This is a genomic window from Brevibacillus ginsengisoli (assembly GCF_050113715.1).
In the GTDB taxonomy this organism is placed as follows: domain Bacteria; phylum Bacillota; class Bacilli; order Brevibacillales; family Brevibacillaceae; genus Brevibacillus_H; species Brevibacillus_H ginsengisoli.
This window is the reverse complement of the sequence record NZ_JBNJQR010000011.1, coordinates 78,255-93,277: the sequence shown is the minus strand read 5'-3', so window position 1 is coordinate 93,277 and position 15,023 is coordinate 78,255. Positions and strand designations below refer to the sequence as shown.

The window sequence follows — 15,023 nt, the reverse complement described above, 5'->3', positions numbered from 1 at the left end:
TGGGGGGGTGAATACATGGAGGGATTTGAGCTACTTCGGGAGCTAATATTCAAAACAAATCAATTATTCATTGACATCATTACCGAGGAACTCGTCAAATCCGGCATTACCCGACCACAGATTCTCGTTTTGGAGCAAATCAAAGTGGCACCCAAAACAATCGGAGATATCAGCAGAGCGATGGATTTGTCTTACAGTACTGTTTCAGGTATTGTAGATCGTTTGGAAAGAGACGGTTTGGTACAGCGGAACAGAGACGAGAAGGACCGCCGAGTGGTTTGGGTATCCTGCATAGACAATCTACCGAAATTCGAAGAGCGGTTACCGTTTATGGAGAAAAATTATTTTCCAGAAATTTTTGAAGGGATCAAACCTTCAGAGTTGGAGCAAGTCAACCACTCATTAGAACTGATCAGTACTTATCTAGAGAAGAAACGAACCGCGCTTAGCGAGAGAGGTAGTGAGAAAAGATGAATTTGTCGGGATTTTCAATTAAACGCCCCGTAACAGTCATCATGTTGACACTCGCATTAATAGTCTTTAGTTTCGTCACCTTACCACGTCTGGCCATTGACTTGATGCCTGATCTGAAATTCCCGGTTGCGGTGGTTGTAACCTCTTATAATGGCGCATCACCAAGTGAGGTTGAAAAACTGGTTACGAAACCAATCGAGAGTGCCGTTGGTACTGTTTCCGACATTGACAGCATTTCCTCTGTCTCTATGCAGGGAGCGTCACAGGTTATTATCAAGTTTAACTGGGGGACGAACCTAGACCAAGCTTCCTTGAACCTGCGGGAAAAGGTAGATCAGATCAAGGGAACCCTTCCGGATGATGCCGGCTCACCTAAGGTTATGCGATTTGACCCGAATAGCCAGCCGATTATGTACTATTCATTAACCGGTAAAGCAGAAGTCAACAAATTGAAAGACTTGGCGGATAATTTGATTCAATCCCGCCTGGAGAGAATTGATGGCGTTGCCGCTGTAGGTGTAGAGGGCGGACGAGATCGAGTAGTGAACGTTACTATTGATCCAGCCAAACTCGCTGCGTACGGCCTGACAATTGAGCAAGTCCAGCAAGCAATCAGCAGCAACAACCTGTCAGCATCTGCTGGGGCAGTTCGTGAAGGCGACGAAAAAATGAACATCCGAGTCGAAGGGGAGTTCTCCGACGTCAGCAAAATCGGTCTGACTCCGATTCCTGTAGGAAAAGCCTCCATTCGACTGCAAGATGTCGCCAAGGTTGAAGATACATTGAAAGAGGTATCGGCCAAGAACTATCTGAATGGAGAAGAGGGCGTCTTCCTCACGGTTACCAAGGCATCTGGTGGCAATACAATCGAAGTGGCTGATGCAGTTAAAGAAGAAGTCAAAAATATCCAGGAACAGCTTCCTGCCAATGTGAAGCTGACAGAGGCAATTGATACCTCTATCTATATCAAGGATTCCATTTATACGACGGCTGAACATGCGCTTTTGGGTGGTTTGTTCGGGATCTTGATGCTGTTCTTCTTCTTGGGAAGCTTTTCTTCCATGATTATTGCAAGTATTGTACTTCCCGTCTCGGTTTTGGCCACATTCGTACTGATGTATATGACGGGGCAAACCATTAACCTGATTTCGCTGTCCGGATTAACCCTCGGCTTAGGCTCATTGGTAGACTTTTCCGTCGTAATTCTGGAAAACATCTTCCGGCAGCGGGAACAAGGAAAAAGCATGTTGCAAGCTGCGTTTGATGGTTCCAAAGAAGTAGGTACGGCGGTAATGGCTTCTGCATTTGCACAAATCTGTGTTTTTGCACCGATTGCCCTTACGCAAGGGATTGCTTCTGAATTGTTTGGGCCACTCGCGTTGACGGTTGTGTATTCACACATCGCGGCATTGATATTCTCCATTATGTTAGTACCGATGTTAAGCTCGCGCATGTTGAAAAAAGTCCCGGATCATCATGAAAACGTAGGATATCGTGGGAAAAATCCGGTTGTTTGGTTTAATATCGGGTTTAAAAAATTGGAAAATGGCTACCGCCGATTACTGAAGTGGTCGCTGGGACACCGTAAATCAGTTCTTGTCATTACGCTCGCGATGATTGTCGGTTCGTTTGCTTTGACTCCGATGATCGGTGCAGAGTTTTTCCCAGCAAGTGACCAAGGGCAGCTTCAAGTCTCAATTAAAATGCCTAACGGTACAGTCGTTCAAGAGACTGATAAAGTAACGAAGCAAGTAGAAAGTGTGGTTTCCAAGATTCCTGAATTGAAATACATGGTAACGATTGTTGGCAGTAACGTCAATCAGATGGCTTCCACTGCAGCATCGAACAAAGCGTCGATGTTCGTCCTCCTGACCGATGTACAGAACCGTACTCGTTCAAGTGATCAGATTGCACAAGATCTTCGTACCAAACTGGCAGACATTGCTGGAGCTGAGATTACGGTTGGTGCTACCTCTGGATTCTCAACAGGCTCCCCGGTAGAAGTAACGCTTTCTGGAGATGATCTTGACGTATTGAAAGAAATCGGCTCGATCATGAAAGAAGAGGTTAAGAGTGTAAAAGGAACCACCAACGTGATAAACAGCCTCGAGGATACCAAGCAAGAGTACGAGGTATCGGTCGATCCGGAAAAAGCCAGCCTGAATGGTTTGACGACCGGACAAATCATCTCAGCCGTCCGCACGGCATTTAATGGCCAGACGGTAACCAAGTATCGTACGGGTGATGATGAGATCGATATTGACATTAAGCTTCCAGAGATCTATAGAGAAGATGTAAACTATTTGAACAATCTCCGTATTTCTGGTCAAGGAGGAGCACAGATCGCTCTTTCTTCAGTGGCAACCATTAAAAAGGTAGATGTTCCAATTGCCATCAACCGTGAAGATCAGTCCCGACAAGTGAAAATCACAGCAGATTTGAACGGACGAGATCTTAACGCCGTGATGAAGGAAATCAAGACAAAACTGGATCAATTAAACCTTCCAGACGGCTATCTGCTGAAGTACGGCGGACAAAGCAAAGACATGGTCGAATCCTTCACGAGTCTAGGTGTTGCCATTCTGTTGGCGATTATTCTGGTTTATATGGTAATGGCGTCGCAGTTTGAATCCTTCTTTAGTCCGTTTATTATCATGTTTGCCTTGCCACCGACACTTCCAGGTGTCCTGATTGGTCTAGCGGTAACGGGAACTACCCTGAGTGTATCAGTTCTAATCGGGTATATCCTTCTGGTCGGTCTGGTTATGAACAACTCGATCGTATTGATTGACTACGTGAATCAGTTGCGGAAAAAAGGTCATGATGCCAAAGAAGCCATTCTGATGGCAGGTCCTATCCGTTTGCGTCCGATTCTGATGACTACGCTCACGACCATTTTATCCATTGGTCCGCTTGCGTTTGCGACCGGATCAGGTACTGAATTCCAGAAGCCAATGGGTGTAACAGTTATCTTCGGCTTGAGCTTATCTACATTGGTTACGCTGATTCTGGTCCCCATTGTGTATTCCTGGTTCAATGATTTAGGGATCAAGCGTCGAGCCAAAAAGGAGAAAAGAAGAGAGAAGAAGATGTTGAAAAAGCAGCAAAAGAATATGCCTACCCTGGAATCCTAGGCGTCTTAAGTAAACGGAGGGAGAGTATAAAAGTGAAAAAACAACACTTCATACTGGCGTTATCGACGGTACTTCTCTTAACTGCCTGCTCGCAAAAAGCACCAGAGGCAACGACCACAGCTGTAGAAAGAATTACCCCAGTACAAGTTGAGCTTGTGAAAAATGGTTCGGTTTCCTTGGATGCAGGACTGACTGCCAAGCTTGCACCTAGTCAGGAAGTGAATATCAGCCCGAAAGTAACTGGGAAGATTACTTCATTGCCAGTCAAATTAGGTCAATATGTAGGAAAAGGTGCGGTGTTATTCCATTTGGATGAAGCCGACCTGGAAAATGGCGTACGACAAGCAGAAGCTGCCCTGCAGGTTGCCCAAGCTGGCCTAAGACAATCTGGCAGCAACTCAAATAGTGGGCTCGAACAAGCGAAAAATGGATTGAAGCAGTCCGAGCAAGCCTTAAAAGATGCCCAAGTGAACCAGCAGCGCATGCAGAATTTGTTTAATCAAGGAGCGGTTTCTTCACAACAAATGGAACAAGCCAATTCACAGTTGACGAATGCCCAAACCGCTTATGACAATGCGAAGATGAGCTTGTCGACGGCACAACAGATGGGCGGTGTGCAAGTATCCGAGGCATCTGTGAAGCAGGCTGCGGTTAGTTTGCAAAACGCCAGAACACAATTGGCCAATGCAGTCGTTACTGCTCCTTTCAGCGGATATATCTCCAGTGTAAACGGAGAGGTTGGACAATTTGCTTCCCCGCAAGCACCTGTGATCACGCTCGTGAATACAAATCCACTTGTTGTTAAGGCGAATATATCCGAAAACGATATAACCAAGGTCAAGGTTGGCACAGGTGTAAAAGTGGAAGTAAGCGCGTTGGCAAAGGTGCTGGATGCCAAAGTAACTGCTGTGAGCCCGGTGATGGATCCGCAATTGAAAGCTTATCCGACTGAAATCTCCATCCCGAATCCTTCCAACGAATTAAAGTCCGATATGGTCGTGAATGTGAAGTTTAACTTCGATTCGACTGGGCAAAAGAAAGTACCATTGGTTTCCCGCAAAGCAATTTTTGAACGGGAAGGCAAATCTTATGTGTATGTGATTGAGAACAACGTAGCCAAACAGGTGGAAGTAACCGTCGGACAAGGAAGCAGCGATGAAGTTGAGATCCTTACCGGTGTGAAAGAAGGGGCTACCGTTGTTGTCAAAGGCCAGACATTGTTAAAAGACGGCGGTAAGGTAAAAATCCAGAAACAAGAATAAAGAATAAAGAATAAAGCAGTAAGCCTCCTTGACAACAAGTCACTCGGCTCGCTAGTATAAACATACAAAATGAATAGGAAAACTCACTTATCCAGAGAGGCGGAGGGACTGGCCCGATGAAGCCCGGCAGCGGATGTTGTACGCGATTCCATCAATCGTGAACACATCTGTGCCAATTCCAGCAGGAGCAATTCCTGGGAGATAAGGCGTGAATAACAGACACGTACCCCCTTCTCCGCTGAAGGGGGTTTTTATTTTTTATTAAATTGGAAAGTTTAATTGCTTTACAGTGGTAAAGTAATTAAACTTATCCATTCGCGCAAGCCTATCAAGAAAAGATTTCGTCCGCTTGCAGCCTCCTTGGAAGTGAAGCTTAGCGAAGGAAAGGAGAAAGGGAAAAGAGTCGCCACCCAACCCCGTAGGGGCGCGAAGCGTTTGGCGACTCCCTTTCGGATTGAGAGAGCGGACTTTCCAACTTCATTGCGAACTTCCACAGAGCGAAAAGGGACGAAGTCTTTTCTTAGTCGAACGGCTCAGGAAAGGAAAGAGGTACATGCGAATTCAACCTGCACACATTATGGAACAATTACCGACCCAATTTTTCTCCACATTAGTAGCCAAGGTCAATAAGCAGTTGGCCAAGGGCTACGACATCATTAACCTGGGTCAAGGGAATCCAGATTTGCCGACTCCACCCCATATAGTCGAAGAATTGCAAAGGCAGGTAGCCGACCCGCTCCATCACAAGTATCCGCCGTTTCAAGGGCGCATCGAATTAAAGCAAGCCATTGCTCACTGGTATAAACAGGAGTTTGACGTTGATCTTGATCCAGAAGAGGAAGTGGCGATCCTGTTCGGCAGCAAAACAGGACTGGTTGAGATTTGTCAGGTGCTCTTAAATCCGGGAGACGTTGCGCTGGTTCCTGATCCGGGCTATCCTGACTACTGGTCTGGCGTAGCGATTGCCCAAGCTCGAATGGCGATGATGCCTCTTCGTAAGGAAAACAACTTCCTGCCTGACTATAGCAAGCTGTCGCAAGAAGACGTGAATAAGGCGAAGCTGATGTTTCTTAACTATCCTAACAATCCGACTGCGGTCAATGCGCCGATTGAATTTTTTGAAGAAACCATACAATTCGCGCGTAAGAATGAAATTGTCGTCTGCCATGATTTTGCCTACGGAGCCATCAGTTTTGATGGCAAGAAACCCGTCAGTTTCCTGCAAGCCCCCGGCGCCAAAGAGGTGGGGGTTGAATTCTACACCTTGTCCAAAACCTACAACATGGCCGGCTGGAGGGTAGGAGCGATGGTGGGCAATAAAGAACTGGTGCGTCTCATTAACCTTATTCAGGACCATTATTTTGTCAGCTTGTTTGGAGCCGTTCAAATGGCTGCTGTTCGCGCTTTAACTGACTCGCAGGCTTGTGTACGTGATCTGGTGGCCGTATATGAAAGCCGACGTAACGCGCTGTTTGGAGGATTGCAGGAGATTGGCTGGCAAGCCGCTCCATCCCAAGGTTCATTCTTCGCCTGGCTGCCAGTTCCGAATGGACTTGGTTCCATTGAGTTTGCCGATCTTCTCTTGGAACAAGCGCACGTAGTTGTAGCGCCGGGAGTGGGCTTTGGCCCAACGGGTGAAGGATATGTTCGAGTCGCCTTGTTATCTCCAGAAGAGAGACTGCGTGAAGCAGCAAAGCGAATTGCCAGGCTGGGATTGTTCACAACCGAACAATTGTGAAAAATCAGGAAGTTTTCATTGAAATTGGAAATAGCCACAGATAAAATAATAAGAGAAAAATAAAGGGAAGGGGGATAGCGGAATGAGAATGAGCTGGATCAATCCGAAACATTTTCATTTCTATTTCCTTTCCCTTTTCGGTTGAAACACTAGAGCGAGATGCTTTAGTGTTTTTATTTTTTGGGGCGATAATGGAGGGATAGGATGAGGTACAAACGCGTTCTGATTAAACTAAGCGGTGGTGCTGTGGCCGGTGCGCATGAATTCGGATTTGACCCGGAGCGATTGGAGCACATTGCCAATGAGATTATGACGGTGGTGGGTTTGGGTGTTGAGGTCTGTCTCGTGATTGGCGGCGGCAATATTTTTCGCGGCAATATGGGAGAGAGCTGGGGAATTGAACGGGCGGAGGCAGATAACATCGGAACCTTGGCGACGGTAATCAACAGCCTGATGCTAAGAGGGGTATTAAAGGCAAAAACAAGCAATGAAGTTCGCGTCATGACCGCCATCCCGATTTCATCGGTTGCGGAACCCTATATCCGCTTAAAAGCGATCCATCATCTTGAGAAGGGATATATCGTCATTTTTGCCGGAGGGAATGGGCAGCCGTTTGTCACCACGGATTACCCTTCTGTGCAACGAGCGATTGAGGTGAATTGTGATGCCATCTTCGTAGCCAAACACGGTGTCGACGGCGTATTCAACGAAGATCCGAAATACAACGAGAACGCTCGAAAATATAAGTCTCTGCACTATAACGACGTGATCCACCGTGATTTAAAAGTAATGGATCAATCTGCCTTTATCCTTGCGCGTGACTATCAGATTCCCATTCATGTATTCAACTTCGATAAGGCGGGCAGTATGAAGGAAATTTGCCAGGGAACAGATATCGGGACCATCATAAGCGAGACGTCCGAATTGCAACTCGAATCATAACAAAACATAACATAACATACCAAGAAAAAAGGGATTCCCGTTTGAAGGAATCCCTTTTTTCTTTTGTCCATCATTTGCTTTGATTGGCCACCGTGAGTTGTTTCATTTGTGTCTTCCTTCCTATTTTTTTGTAAAAATATGTGAATTTTTTTGAGAAATGACGACTATATACACAAATTTGAACAAAAAGCAATGTATCTACTAACATAAAAGTAGGAGAAATTATGAATCTTTGTAAATAAATGTTTTTCAAATGTGACAAATTGTCGAATTTTCGTCAGCTGTGACAAAAATCATTTCTATATTTGGTATTATAAAAAAGCTGAATATGGAGGAATTAGTTTAAGGCTGAACTAGTTCCAAAATAATGCAAGGAACTCACCAAACACACCTAAGTCCGCTGCTGTCAAAAGTCCCTAATTTGTTAGAAGTGGCATGTGTAGAAGAGGAGATGAAAGAGTTGGGGAAAACAAAGTTGCTTAACCGAGTAAAACTGCTTTTCATGGGGATCTTGGCGACCGTAATACTGGCTGGTTGTGATAACTCGCAGTATATCGTTCTCAATCCTAAAGGGCCGGTTGCACAAACTGAGCTTAATTTGATCATCATTTCTGTTATTTTGTGTGCCATTGTAGTCATTCCTGTTTTAGCTCTTCTAGTGTATATCGTATGGCGTTATCGGGACAAACCAGGAAACACGGCTCCTTACCAACCTAATTGGCATGACAGCAAAACGCTTGAGATCATTTGGTGGGGAATTCCGATCGTGATCATCGGTGTTCTTGGTTACTTTACGGTAAGAGATACGTTTGCATTAACGAAACCTCCTGTAAGCGATAACAAACCGATTACCATTCAGGTTACTTCACTTGATTGGAAGTGGCTTTTCCAATATCCTGACCAGAAGGTTGCTTCGGTCAATTATGTGGAAATTCCAGCAGGTGTACCAGTTCAGTTTGTTTTGACTTCTGATGCGCCAATGAACTCTTTCTGGGTTCCACAGTTAGGGGGACAAGAATACACCATGCCTGGTATGGCCATGAGATTGTGGTTGCAGGCGGATAAACCAGGTGAGTACTTCGGATCAGGCGCTAACTTTACAGGTGCAGGGTTTGCCCACATGCAATTTAAAGTGGTAGCCAAACCTCAAGCAGAATTCGAGAAATGGGTAGACGATGTGAAGAAATCTTCCCCAGCATTAACGAAGGAAGGTTACGCTGATCTCGTGAAACCAGGTACTAGTGAAGTACAGACATTCTCTTCCTTCCCAGAAGGACTGTTTAATGAAGTTGTAAATAAAAACGGCGGTATCTATATGCATCATAACGGACTCAATATGGATCACAGTGGGTCGTCTAATGAGAATATGCCAGGAATGTCCAGTTCTAGTATGCCAAGTATGGACATGGGCCACCAATAAGAACGAAAGGAAGTTGAAAAACCGATGCTAGAAAACTTGAAACAATTTGCATCAACCTTTTTCGTAACTGGTGATCCGATGATTTATGGCGCAGATGTGTCTATCGTTCTTGCTTCAGTTGCCATCGTGTTTGTCTTGACCTATTTCAAAAAATGGGGATGGCTGTGGCGTGAATGGATCACAACTGTTGATCATAAAAAAATCGGGATCATGTATATCCTTGCTTCTCTGTTAATGTTGTTCCGCGGTGGGGTAGATGCCCTGCTCATGCGGATTCAGCTAGCTTTCCCTAATATGCAGTTCTTGCATTCCGAGCACTATAACCAAATCTTTACAACACATGGTACGATCATGATCTTGTTCATGGCGATGCCATTTATGTTCGGTTTGTTTAACATCGTTGTACCACTTCAATTGGGTGCACGTGACGTAGCGTATCCTTTCTTGAATTCCGTGAGCTTCTGGTTATTCTTCTTGGGTGCGATGCTGTTTAACTTGTCTTTCGTAATCGGTGGTTCTCCTGATGCCGGTTGGCTCAGCTATCCGCCACTTTCAGAGCTTGACTTTAGTCATGGGCCTGGTCAGAACTTCTATATTTGGGGGATTCAGATCTCCGGTATCGGTTCTTTGGCTACAGGGATCAACTTTATCGTAACGATCTTGAAAATGCGCGCACCAGGCATGAAATTGATGAAGATGCCTTTGTTCAGCTGGTCTGTACTTTCTAGCTGTATCATGATCATCATCGCTTTCCCTGTATTGACAATTTCTCTTGCGCTGTTGTTCATTGACCGTTACTTTGGAGCTCACTTCTTCACCATTTTGGGTGGCGGTAACCCGATGATGTACGTCAACCTTATCTGGATGTGGGGTCACCCTGAGGTATATATCGTAGTTATTCCAGCGTTCGGTATTTATTCCGAAGTCGTAGCAACATTCGCGAAGAAAAAAATCTTTGGTTACAAATCCATGGTATTCTCCATGATGATCATCTCAGTTCTTTCTTACTTCACTTGGGCCCATCACTTCTTTACAATGGGTGCTGGCGCAGACGTTAACGCCTTCTTCGCACTCACGACGATGGCGATTGGTATTCCGACAGGGGTTAAAGTATTTAACTGGTTGTTCACTTTGTTCCGTGGACGTATTACCTTGTCTCAACCGATGTTGTGGACACTTGCATTCGTTCCTTGCTTTGTCATTGGTGGTGCGACAGGGGTAATGCTTGCCGTTGCGCCTGCTGACTATCAATATCACAACAGTTACTTCCTGATTGCCCACTTCCACCAAACATTGATCGGTGGTGTAGTATTTGGTTACTTGGCTGGTCTGTACTACTGGTGGCCAAAAATGTTCGGTTTCAAACTAAACGATCGCCTTGGTAAATGGGCTTTCTGGACTTGGAATATTGGTTTCTATGTATGCTTTATGCCACAATACGCACTTGGTTTCATGGGTATGACTCGTCGTCTGTATACCTACGGATGGGATATGGGTTGGGCTCCATTGAACCTTGTATCCACTGTGGGTGCTTTCCTGATGGGTGTCGGATTCTTGTTCCAAGTATGGCAAATCCTTTACAGCATCAAGTACGGTGAAAAAGATTTGACTGGCGACGCATGGGGTACAGGACGTACGCTTGAATGGTCCATCCCATCCCCAGCACCACTTTACAACTTTGCGCGTGTTCCGCGCGTTAAAGATCAAGATGCTTGGATGAATATGAAAGAAGAAATGGCAGCTGGCAAAGATGTATTTGAAGGTCAGAAACTTGAACCAATCCACATGCCGAAAAACTCCGGAATTCCATTCATCATGTCTGTGTTCTGGTTTATCGCCGGTTTCGGATTTACATTTGAATGGACCTGGATGGGAATCATCGGCTTGTTGGGAGTAGTTGGTTGCTTGTTCGCTCGTTCCTTCCAATATGATACGGATTACTACATTCCTGTGAGTGAAGTGAAAAGTACAGAAGCTGCTCTAGGGAGGGTTGTATAATGAGTCAGGCTGTAGCTCATCACGATGATCATCATGACCATCATGAAGAACATGAACAGTTGAAAGTATTAGGTTTCTGGATCTTCATCGTAACGGACTGTATCTTGTTTGCTTGCTTGTTTGCAGCCTACATGGTATTGCGTACCCACTATAATGGTGGTCCAACTCCTAAAGAATTGTTTGAAGTACCAGGATTTGTCGCTGAGACATTCATCCTTTTGACTAGTAGTTTTACCAGTGGTCTTGCTACACTTGCGATGCACAAAGGCAAAGTGAAAAATATGATCGGCTGGTTGATCGTTACTGTAGCACTGGGTGCATGCTTCGTTGGTTTGGAAATCAGCGAGTTTACGAAAATGGTCCATGAAGGGGCTACGATGGCTACAAGCGCGTTCCTGTCTTCCTTCTTTACACTGGTAGGAACTCACGGACTTCACGTAACAGTTGGTCTCTTCTGGATTACCGGTTTGATGTTCCAATTGGCAAAACGCGGAATCAACACTGTTACTAAACGTAAAGTATTCGTTGTCAGCTTGTACTGGCACTTCCTTGACGCCGTATGGATCTTCCTCTTTACGGTTGTGTACTTGATGGGGGTGATGTAAATGGCACATCATAATCAAGCGAAAAATGAGGATCATGGTACAACGAAATCGTATATCGTCGGTTTCATCATTTCGATTATCCTCACCATTATTCCACTGGTGATGGTATTGAATCATATGATGACTAACACGGCTCTCGTCGTAGTTAGTATGGTGATGGCTATTGCACAATTTCTCGTTCAGTTGTTCTTCTTCATGCACATTCGTGAGGGAGAAGGACCAAAATATAACGTAATGGCGCTTATTCTTGGCGTTGTGGTTGTGTTTACAATTGTCGCTGGCTCTATGTGGATTATGACATTCAACTCCATGGTTCACTAATTGAAGGTGAATTAATGGAAACAGATAAGAAAGGCTATTGACTTAGCCTTTCTTATCTAACATACTTAACTTATTGATATCGAATGTGTTAAAACTTTTTTATTTTGTAGAGAAGGAGGTGTCGAGACTCATATGATTCAACAAAATATTGCTTCCTATACAGCTGATACTACTGTGACCGAATCGCGCTCGATGCTTCAAACCATCAAGGTGTATTATACCTTAACCAAACCTAGAATCCTTGTGATGCTGGTGTTTACCTCACTTTGTGCAGCCTTTGTTGCCCAGAAGGGGATTCCCAACATCATGACCACCTTATTTATGCTAATTGGGCTGGCTTTGTCCTCTGGAGGATCAGCAGCTTTTAATATGTGGTATGACCGAGATATTGATGCAATCATGAATCGTACATCCAATCGTCCAATTCCAGCCGGGCTGGTAGAGCCTCGTAATGCTTTGTGGTTTGGAATTACGTTGGGTGTCCTATCGGTAACCGTCCTCGCTATTTTCGTCAATATGATGACTGCGCTTCTTTCATTGGCAGGGTTTCTCTACTACGCGGTGGTCTACACCATGTGGTTGAAAAGAAGTACCCCACAAAATATTGTCATTGGCGGCGGAGCAGGGGCGATGCCTGTTTTGATCGGATGGGCCTCTGTTACGGGTCATGTAGCTATTGCACCTGTTTTGATGTTTTTGATTATCTTTTTCTGGACACCTCCTCATTTCTGGGCATTGGCTCTGTATAAAAATGAGGATTACACACGTGCGGGAATTCCGATGATGCCTGTTGTAAAAGGCCCTCGTCACACCAAACGTCAAATGGTAGGATACGCTTGGGCATTGTTGCTCTTGTCCTGCTCACTCTACTTTACTGGTGTAGTCGGCTGGATCTACTTGTTGTCAGCCGTGATTTTGGGCGGAATCTTCCTGATTTACAACTACATGGTATTGCGTGAAGAGGACGATCAATTCGTCTGGGCGAAGAGAACCTTCTTCTGCTCACTGATATACCTGCCTGTGCTGTTTATGTTCATGGTAATCGATGCAGTATTATAAAGTGTAAAAGCACCAATCTCTATAGGGATTGGTGCTTTTTTGTCTGTTGTGTTTCCTTCTTATCTAAAGTAAGATGCAAATAAGATGCACTGTGAAAGAGGAGATATATGGACTCAAGGAAAGCGCCTTTGGGATTTGAAGAAAACGATGATGTTGAGGGAAAAGTGTCAATTAATAGGACTGAACATTCAGTAAATACAGATGATTCGAGACTTCATGACGATATGGGGACATTTGTAAGTGGGGATGGTATTCAGGGAGATAAGTTTTTTTCGAGGATCGTCAGTAAGCTTCGAAAGGCAGGGTGTGTTTTCGCGGAAGATGAGGCACGCTTTCTTATCTCCTCGGCACTGACGCCCACAGACCTCATCAGAATGATAGAGCAACGATCCACAGGCCTGCCTATTGAACACATCATTGGATGGGCACAGTTCTGTGATAAGCGGATTGTAGTGGATCGGGGAGTTTTCGTCCCCCGACATCGCACCGAGTTCCTTGTCCAGCAAGCAGCCGCTCTCATTCGACCAGGATCGGTTGTAGTTGATCTTTGTTGCGGATCAGGGGCAGTGGGTGCGGTACTGGCCTCAACCATAGAACGGGTTGAATTGTATGCGACAGACATTGATCCCGCCGCGGTACGGTGCGCCCGACGCAACATCACTGACGCAGGTGGTGGTCTAGTGTACGAGGGAGACCTCTACACTCCTCTCCCCACTGCTCTGAGGGGCCGTATCAACGTGATTGTCGCGAATACACCCTACGTACCCACTCAGGCGATTGAACTGCTCCCCTCTGAAGCTCGCCTACATGAAACGAGGCTGGCGCTCGACGGGGGGATGGACGGATTAGACGTGCAGAGACGAGTCGTGGCAGAAGCTCCTCTTTGGCTGGCACCGGGTGGACACTTGCTGGTTGAGACAAGCAAGCGGCAGTCACAGATGACCCTTGAGCTATTCTCGGGCAACGGGTTGATCTCACAGATAATCAGTTTTGACGAGCTTGACGCCACTGTGGTTATTGGAACGAAACCAACCCCCTGACGTTTTTGACGTAGGGGGTTAGACTGGTTAGTGGGTTGACAATTCACAAGGCCACTTTATCCGCGGATAGAGTGAGATCGTAAAGGAAGGAATCCGTATCCTTTGTCTTCATAAAGGCCTGTAGCACTTGTTCTTCACGAATAATACTTAAGAAATCATCCACCACAGTAGGGTCGAATTGGGTGCCGCGATTCTCTTCCAGAATAGCAATCGCTTTTTCCATTGGCATCGCTTTACGATAAGGGCGATCTGAGGTCATCGCGTCAAATGCGTCGGCTACCGCCATAATTCTCGCCATCTCCGGAATTTGATCTCCTTTTAAACCATTGGGATATCCTTTCCCGTCAAACCGCTCATGATGATAAGCAACACCAGGAATGAGTGGAGCTAACTCCTTAATCCTCTCCAGGATCTGCACGCCGAGCGTAGGGTGTTTTTTGATCATGGAGTATTCTTCATCTGTCAAACGATCTGTCTTATGTAAAATGGCGGAGGGAATACCTACCTTGCCGATATCATGGACAAGACCAGATAGATAAACAAGGAGAATATCGCGTTCAGAGAAGCTACGAATACGGGCGATTTCACGAGAAAGCAGCGCGACTCGTTCGCTGTGTCCGTGCGTATATTGATCTTTGGCCTCGAGTGTCTTGCTCAATGCGCGAATGGTATTAAAAAACATCTGTTTATGATGCACTTCTTCTCGATGTAAGCGGTGAGACAGAAGATGCACACTGAACCAGCCACCCAAAATCAAGGCGGAAATAATGACAGAACTAATAATCATGATCAATTGAAAATTAGAAATCTGGTCAGGCAAAAGAAGCTTCATTTTCTCACTTAGATAAAATTCATATCCGAAAGTGGAAAGGAACAAAATAAGCAATAATGAAGAGAAGACAAGGTTCCATCTTCGGATTAATTTAGTCATAATGAACCCTCCGGAGCTGTTCAAACACCATCTATATCCAAAAAAGGCTGTATCAGGCTGTAGAAGTAACGTCGAGGTGAGAGGGATAATTTAACAGGA

Annotated in this window: 12 protein-coding genes and 1 riboswitch; of the genes, 11 read left to right on the top strand and 1 reads right to left on the bottom strand. The window is 45.3% G+C overall.

Annotated features, from left to right (window positions below; genetic code table 11):
- Window positions 1–15 precede the first annotated feature (15 nt).
- From ACQCN2_RS20340 to ACQCN2_RS20290, 11 genes are all read left to right on the top strand, one after another.
- A complete protein-coding gene (locus ACQCN2_RS20340) occupies window positions 16–474 on the top strand; it encodes a MarR family winged helix-turn-helix transcriptional regulator (RefSeq protein WP_426930782.1) in 459 nt (152 codons plus the stop codon).
- The gene (locus ACQCN2_RS20335; protein ID WP_426930781.1) at window positions 471–3,608 is read left to right on the top strand and encodes an efflux RND transporter permease subunit; all 3,138 of its coding nucleotides are present in this window, start codon (window positions 471–473) and stop codon (window positions 3,606–3,608) included. Before ACQCN2_RS20340 ends, ACQCN2_RS20335 begins: the two co-directional genes overlap by 4 nt.
- Before the next feature lie 26 nt (window positions 3,609–3,634).
- On the top strand, window positions 3,635–4,870 hold the full coding sequence (locus ACQCN2_RS20330; RefSeq protein WP_426930913.1) for an efflux RND transporter periplasmic adaptor subunit: 1,236 nt from the start codon (window positions 3,635–3,637) through the stop codon (window positions 4,868–4,870).
- Between the two features lie 84 nt (window positions 4,871–4,954).
- Window positions 4,955–5,078, top strand: a riboswitch (SAM riboswitch).
- A gap of 345 nt (window positions 5,079–5,423) precedes the next feature.
- Entirely contained in the window at window positions 5,424–6,608 is a 1,185-nt protein-coding gene (locus tag ACQCN2_RS20325) for a pyridoxal phosphate-dependent aminotransferase (protein WP_426930780.1), read from the top strand.
- Window positions 6,609–6,812: 204 nt separating this feature from the next.
- Window positions 6,813–7,550: a UMP kinase gene (gene pyrH, locus ACQCN2_RS20320; protein WP_426930779.1), complete on the top strand. Its 738-nt coding sequence runs from the start codon at window positions 6,813–6,815 to the stop codon at window positions 7,548–7,550.
- Window positions 7,551–8,001: 451 nt separating this feature from the next.
- Entirely contained in the window at window positions 8,002–8,970 is a 969-nt protein-coding gene (locus tag ACQCN2_RS20315) for a ubiquinol oxidase subunit II (protein ID WP_426930912.1), read from the top strand.
- A 24-nt stretch (window positions 8,971–8,994) separates the two neighbouring features.
- The gene (locus ACQCN2_RS20310) at window positions 8,995–10,968 is read left to right on the top strand and encodes a cbb3-type cytochrome c oxidase subunit I (protein ID WP_426930778.1); all 1,974 of its coding nucleotides are present in this window, start codon (window positions 8,995–8,997) and stop codon (window positions 10,966–10,968) included.
- Window positions 10,968–11,573: a cytochrome o ubiquinol oxidase subunit III gene (cyoC, locus tag ACQCN2_RS20305; RefSeq protein WP_426930777.1), complete on the top strand. Its 606-nt coding sequence runs from the start codon at window positions 10,968–10,970 to the stop codon at window positions 11,571–11,573. Before ACQCN2_RS20310 ends, cyoC begins: the two co-directional genes overlap by 1 nt.
- Window positions 11,574–11,894 (top strand): cytochrome o ubiquinol oxidase subunit IV, encoded by a 321-nt coding sequence (cyoD, locus tag ACQCN2_RS20300; RefSeq protein ID WP_426930776.1) that lies wholly within the window; start codon window positions 11,574–11,576, stop codon window positions 11,892–11,894.
- A 132-nt stretch (window positions 11,895–12,026) separates the two neighbouring features.
- Window positions 12,027–12,953: a heme o synthase gene (locus tag ACQCN2_RS20295; RefSeq protein ID WP_426930775.1), complete on the top strand. Its 927-nt coding sequence runs from the start codon at window positions 12,027–12,029 to the stop codon at window positions 12,951–12,953.
- A gap of 224 nt (window positions 12,954–13,177) precedes the next feature.
- On the top strand, window positions 13,178–13,993 hold the full coding sequence (locus ACQCN2_RS20290; protein ID WP_426930911.1) for a putative protein N(5)-glutamine methyltransferase: 816 nt from the start codon (window positions 13,178–13,180) through the stop codon (window positions 13,991–13,993).
- A gap of 43 nt (window positions 13,994–14,036) precedes the next feature.
- On the opposite strand, the gene ACQCN2_RS20285 is transcribed toward ACQCN2_RS20290, so the two are convergent.
- Complete coding sequence (locus ACQCN2_RS20285; protein ID WP_426930774.1) at window positions 14,037–14,924, bottom strand: HD-GYP domain-containing protein; 888 nt, start codon at window positions 14,922–14,924, stop codon at window positions 14,037–14,039.
- Between the last annotated feature and the right edge of the window lie 99 nt (window positions 14,925–15,023).

Coding starts and splice junctions, on each gene's coding strand:
- cyoD (WP_426930776.1), top strand. CDS start 11,574: ATGGCACATCATAATCAAGCGAAAAATGAGGATCATGGTACAACGAAA.
- ACQCN2_RS20310 (WP_426930778.1), top strand. CDS start 8,995: ATGCTAGAAAACTTGAAACAATTTGCATCAACCTTTTTCGTAACTGGT.
- ACQCN2_RS20295 (WP_426930775.1), top strand. CDS start 12,027: ATGATTCAACAAAATATTGCTTCCTATACAGCTGATACTACTGTGACC.
- ACQCN2_RS20335 (WP_426930781.1), top strand. CDS start 471: ATGAATTTGTCGGGATTTTCAATTAAACGCCCCGTAACAGTCATCATG.
- cyoC (WP_426930777.1), top strand. CDS start 10,968: ATGAGTCAGGCTGTAGCTCATCACGATGATCATCATGACCATCATGAA.
- ACQCN2_RS20285 (WP_426930774.1), bottom strand. CDS start 14,924: ATGACTAAATTAATCCGAAGATGGAACCTTGTCTTCTCTTCATTATTG.
- pyrH (WP_426930779.1), top strand. CDS start 6,813: ATGAGGTACAAACGCGTTCTGATTAAACTAAGCGGTGGTGCTGTGGCC.
- ACQCN2_RS20315 (WP_426930912.1), top strand. CDS start 8,002: ATGAAAGAGTTGGGGAAAACAAAGTTGCTTAACCGAGTAAAACTGCTT.
- ACQCN2_RS20290 (WP_426930911.1), top strand. CDS start 13,178: ATGGGGACATTTGTAAGTGGGGATGGTATTCAGGGAGATAAGTTTTTT.
- ACQCN2_RS20340 (WP_426930782.1), top strand. CDS start 16: ATGGAGGGATTTGAGCTACTTCGGGAGCTAATATTCAAAACAAATCAA.
- ACQCN2_RS20325 (WP_426930780.1), top strand. CDS start 5,424: ATGCGAATTCAACCTGCACACATTATGGAACAATTACCGACCCAATTT.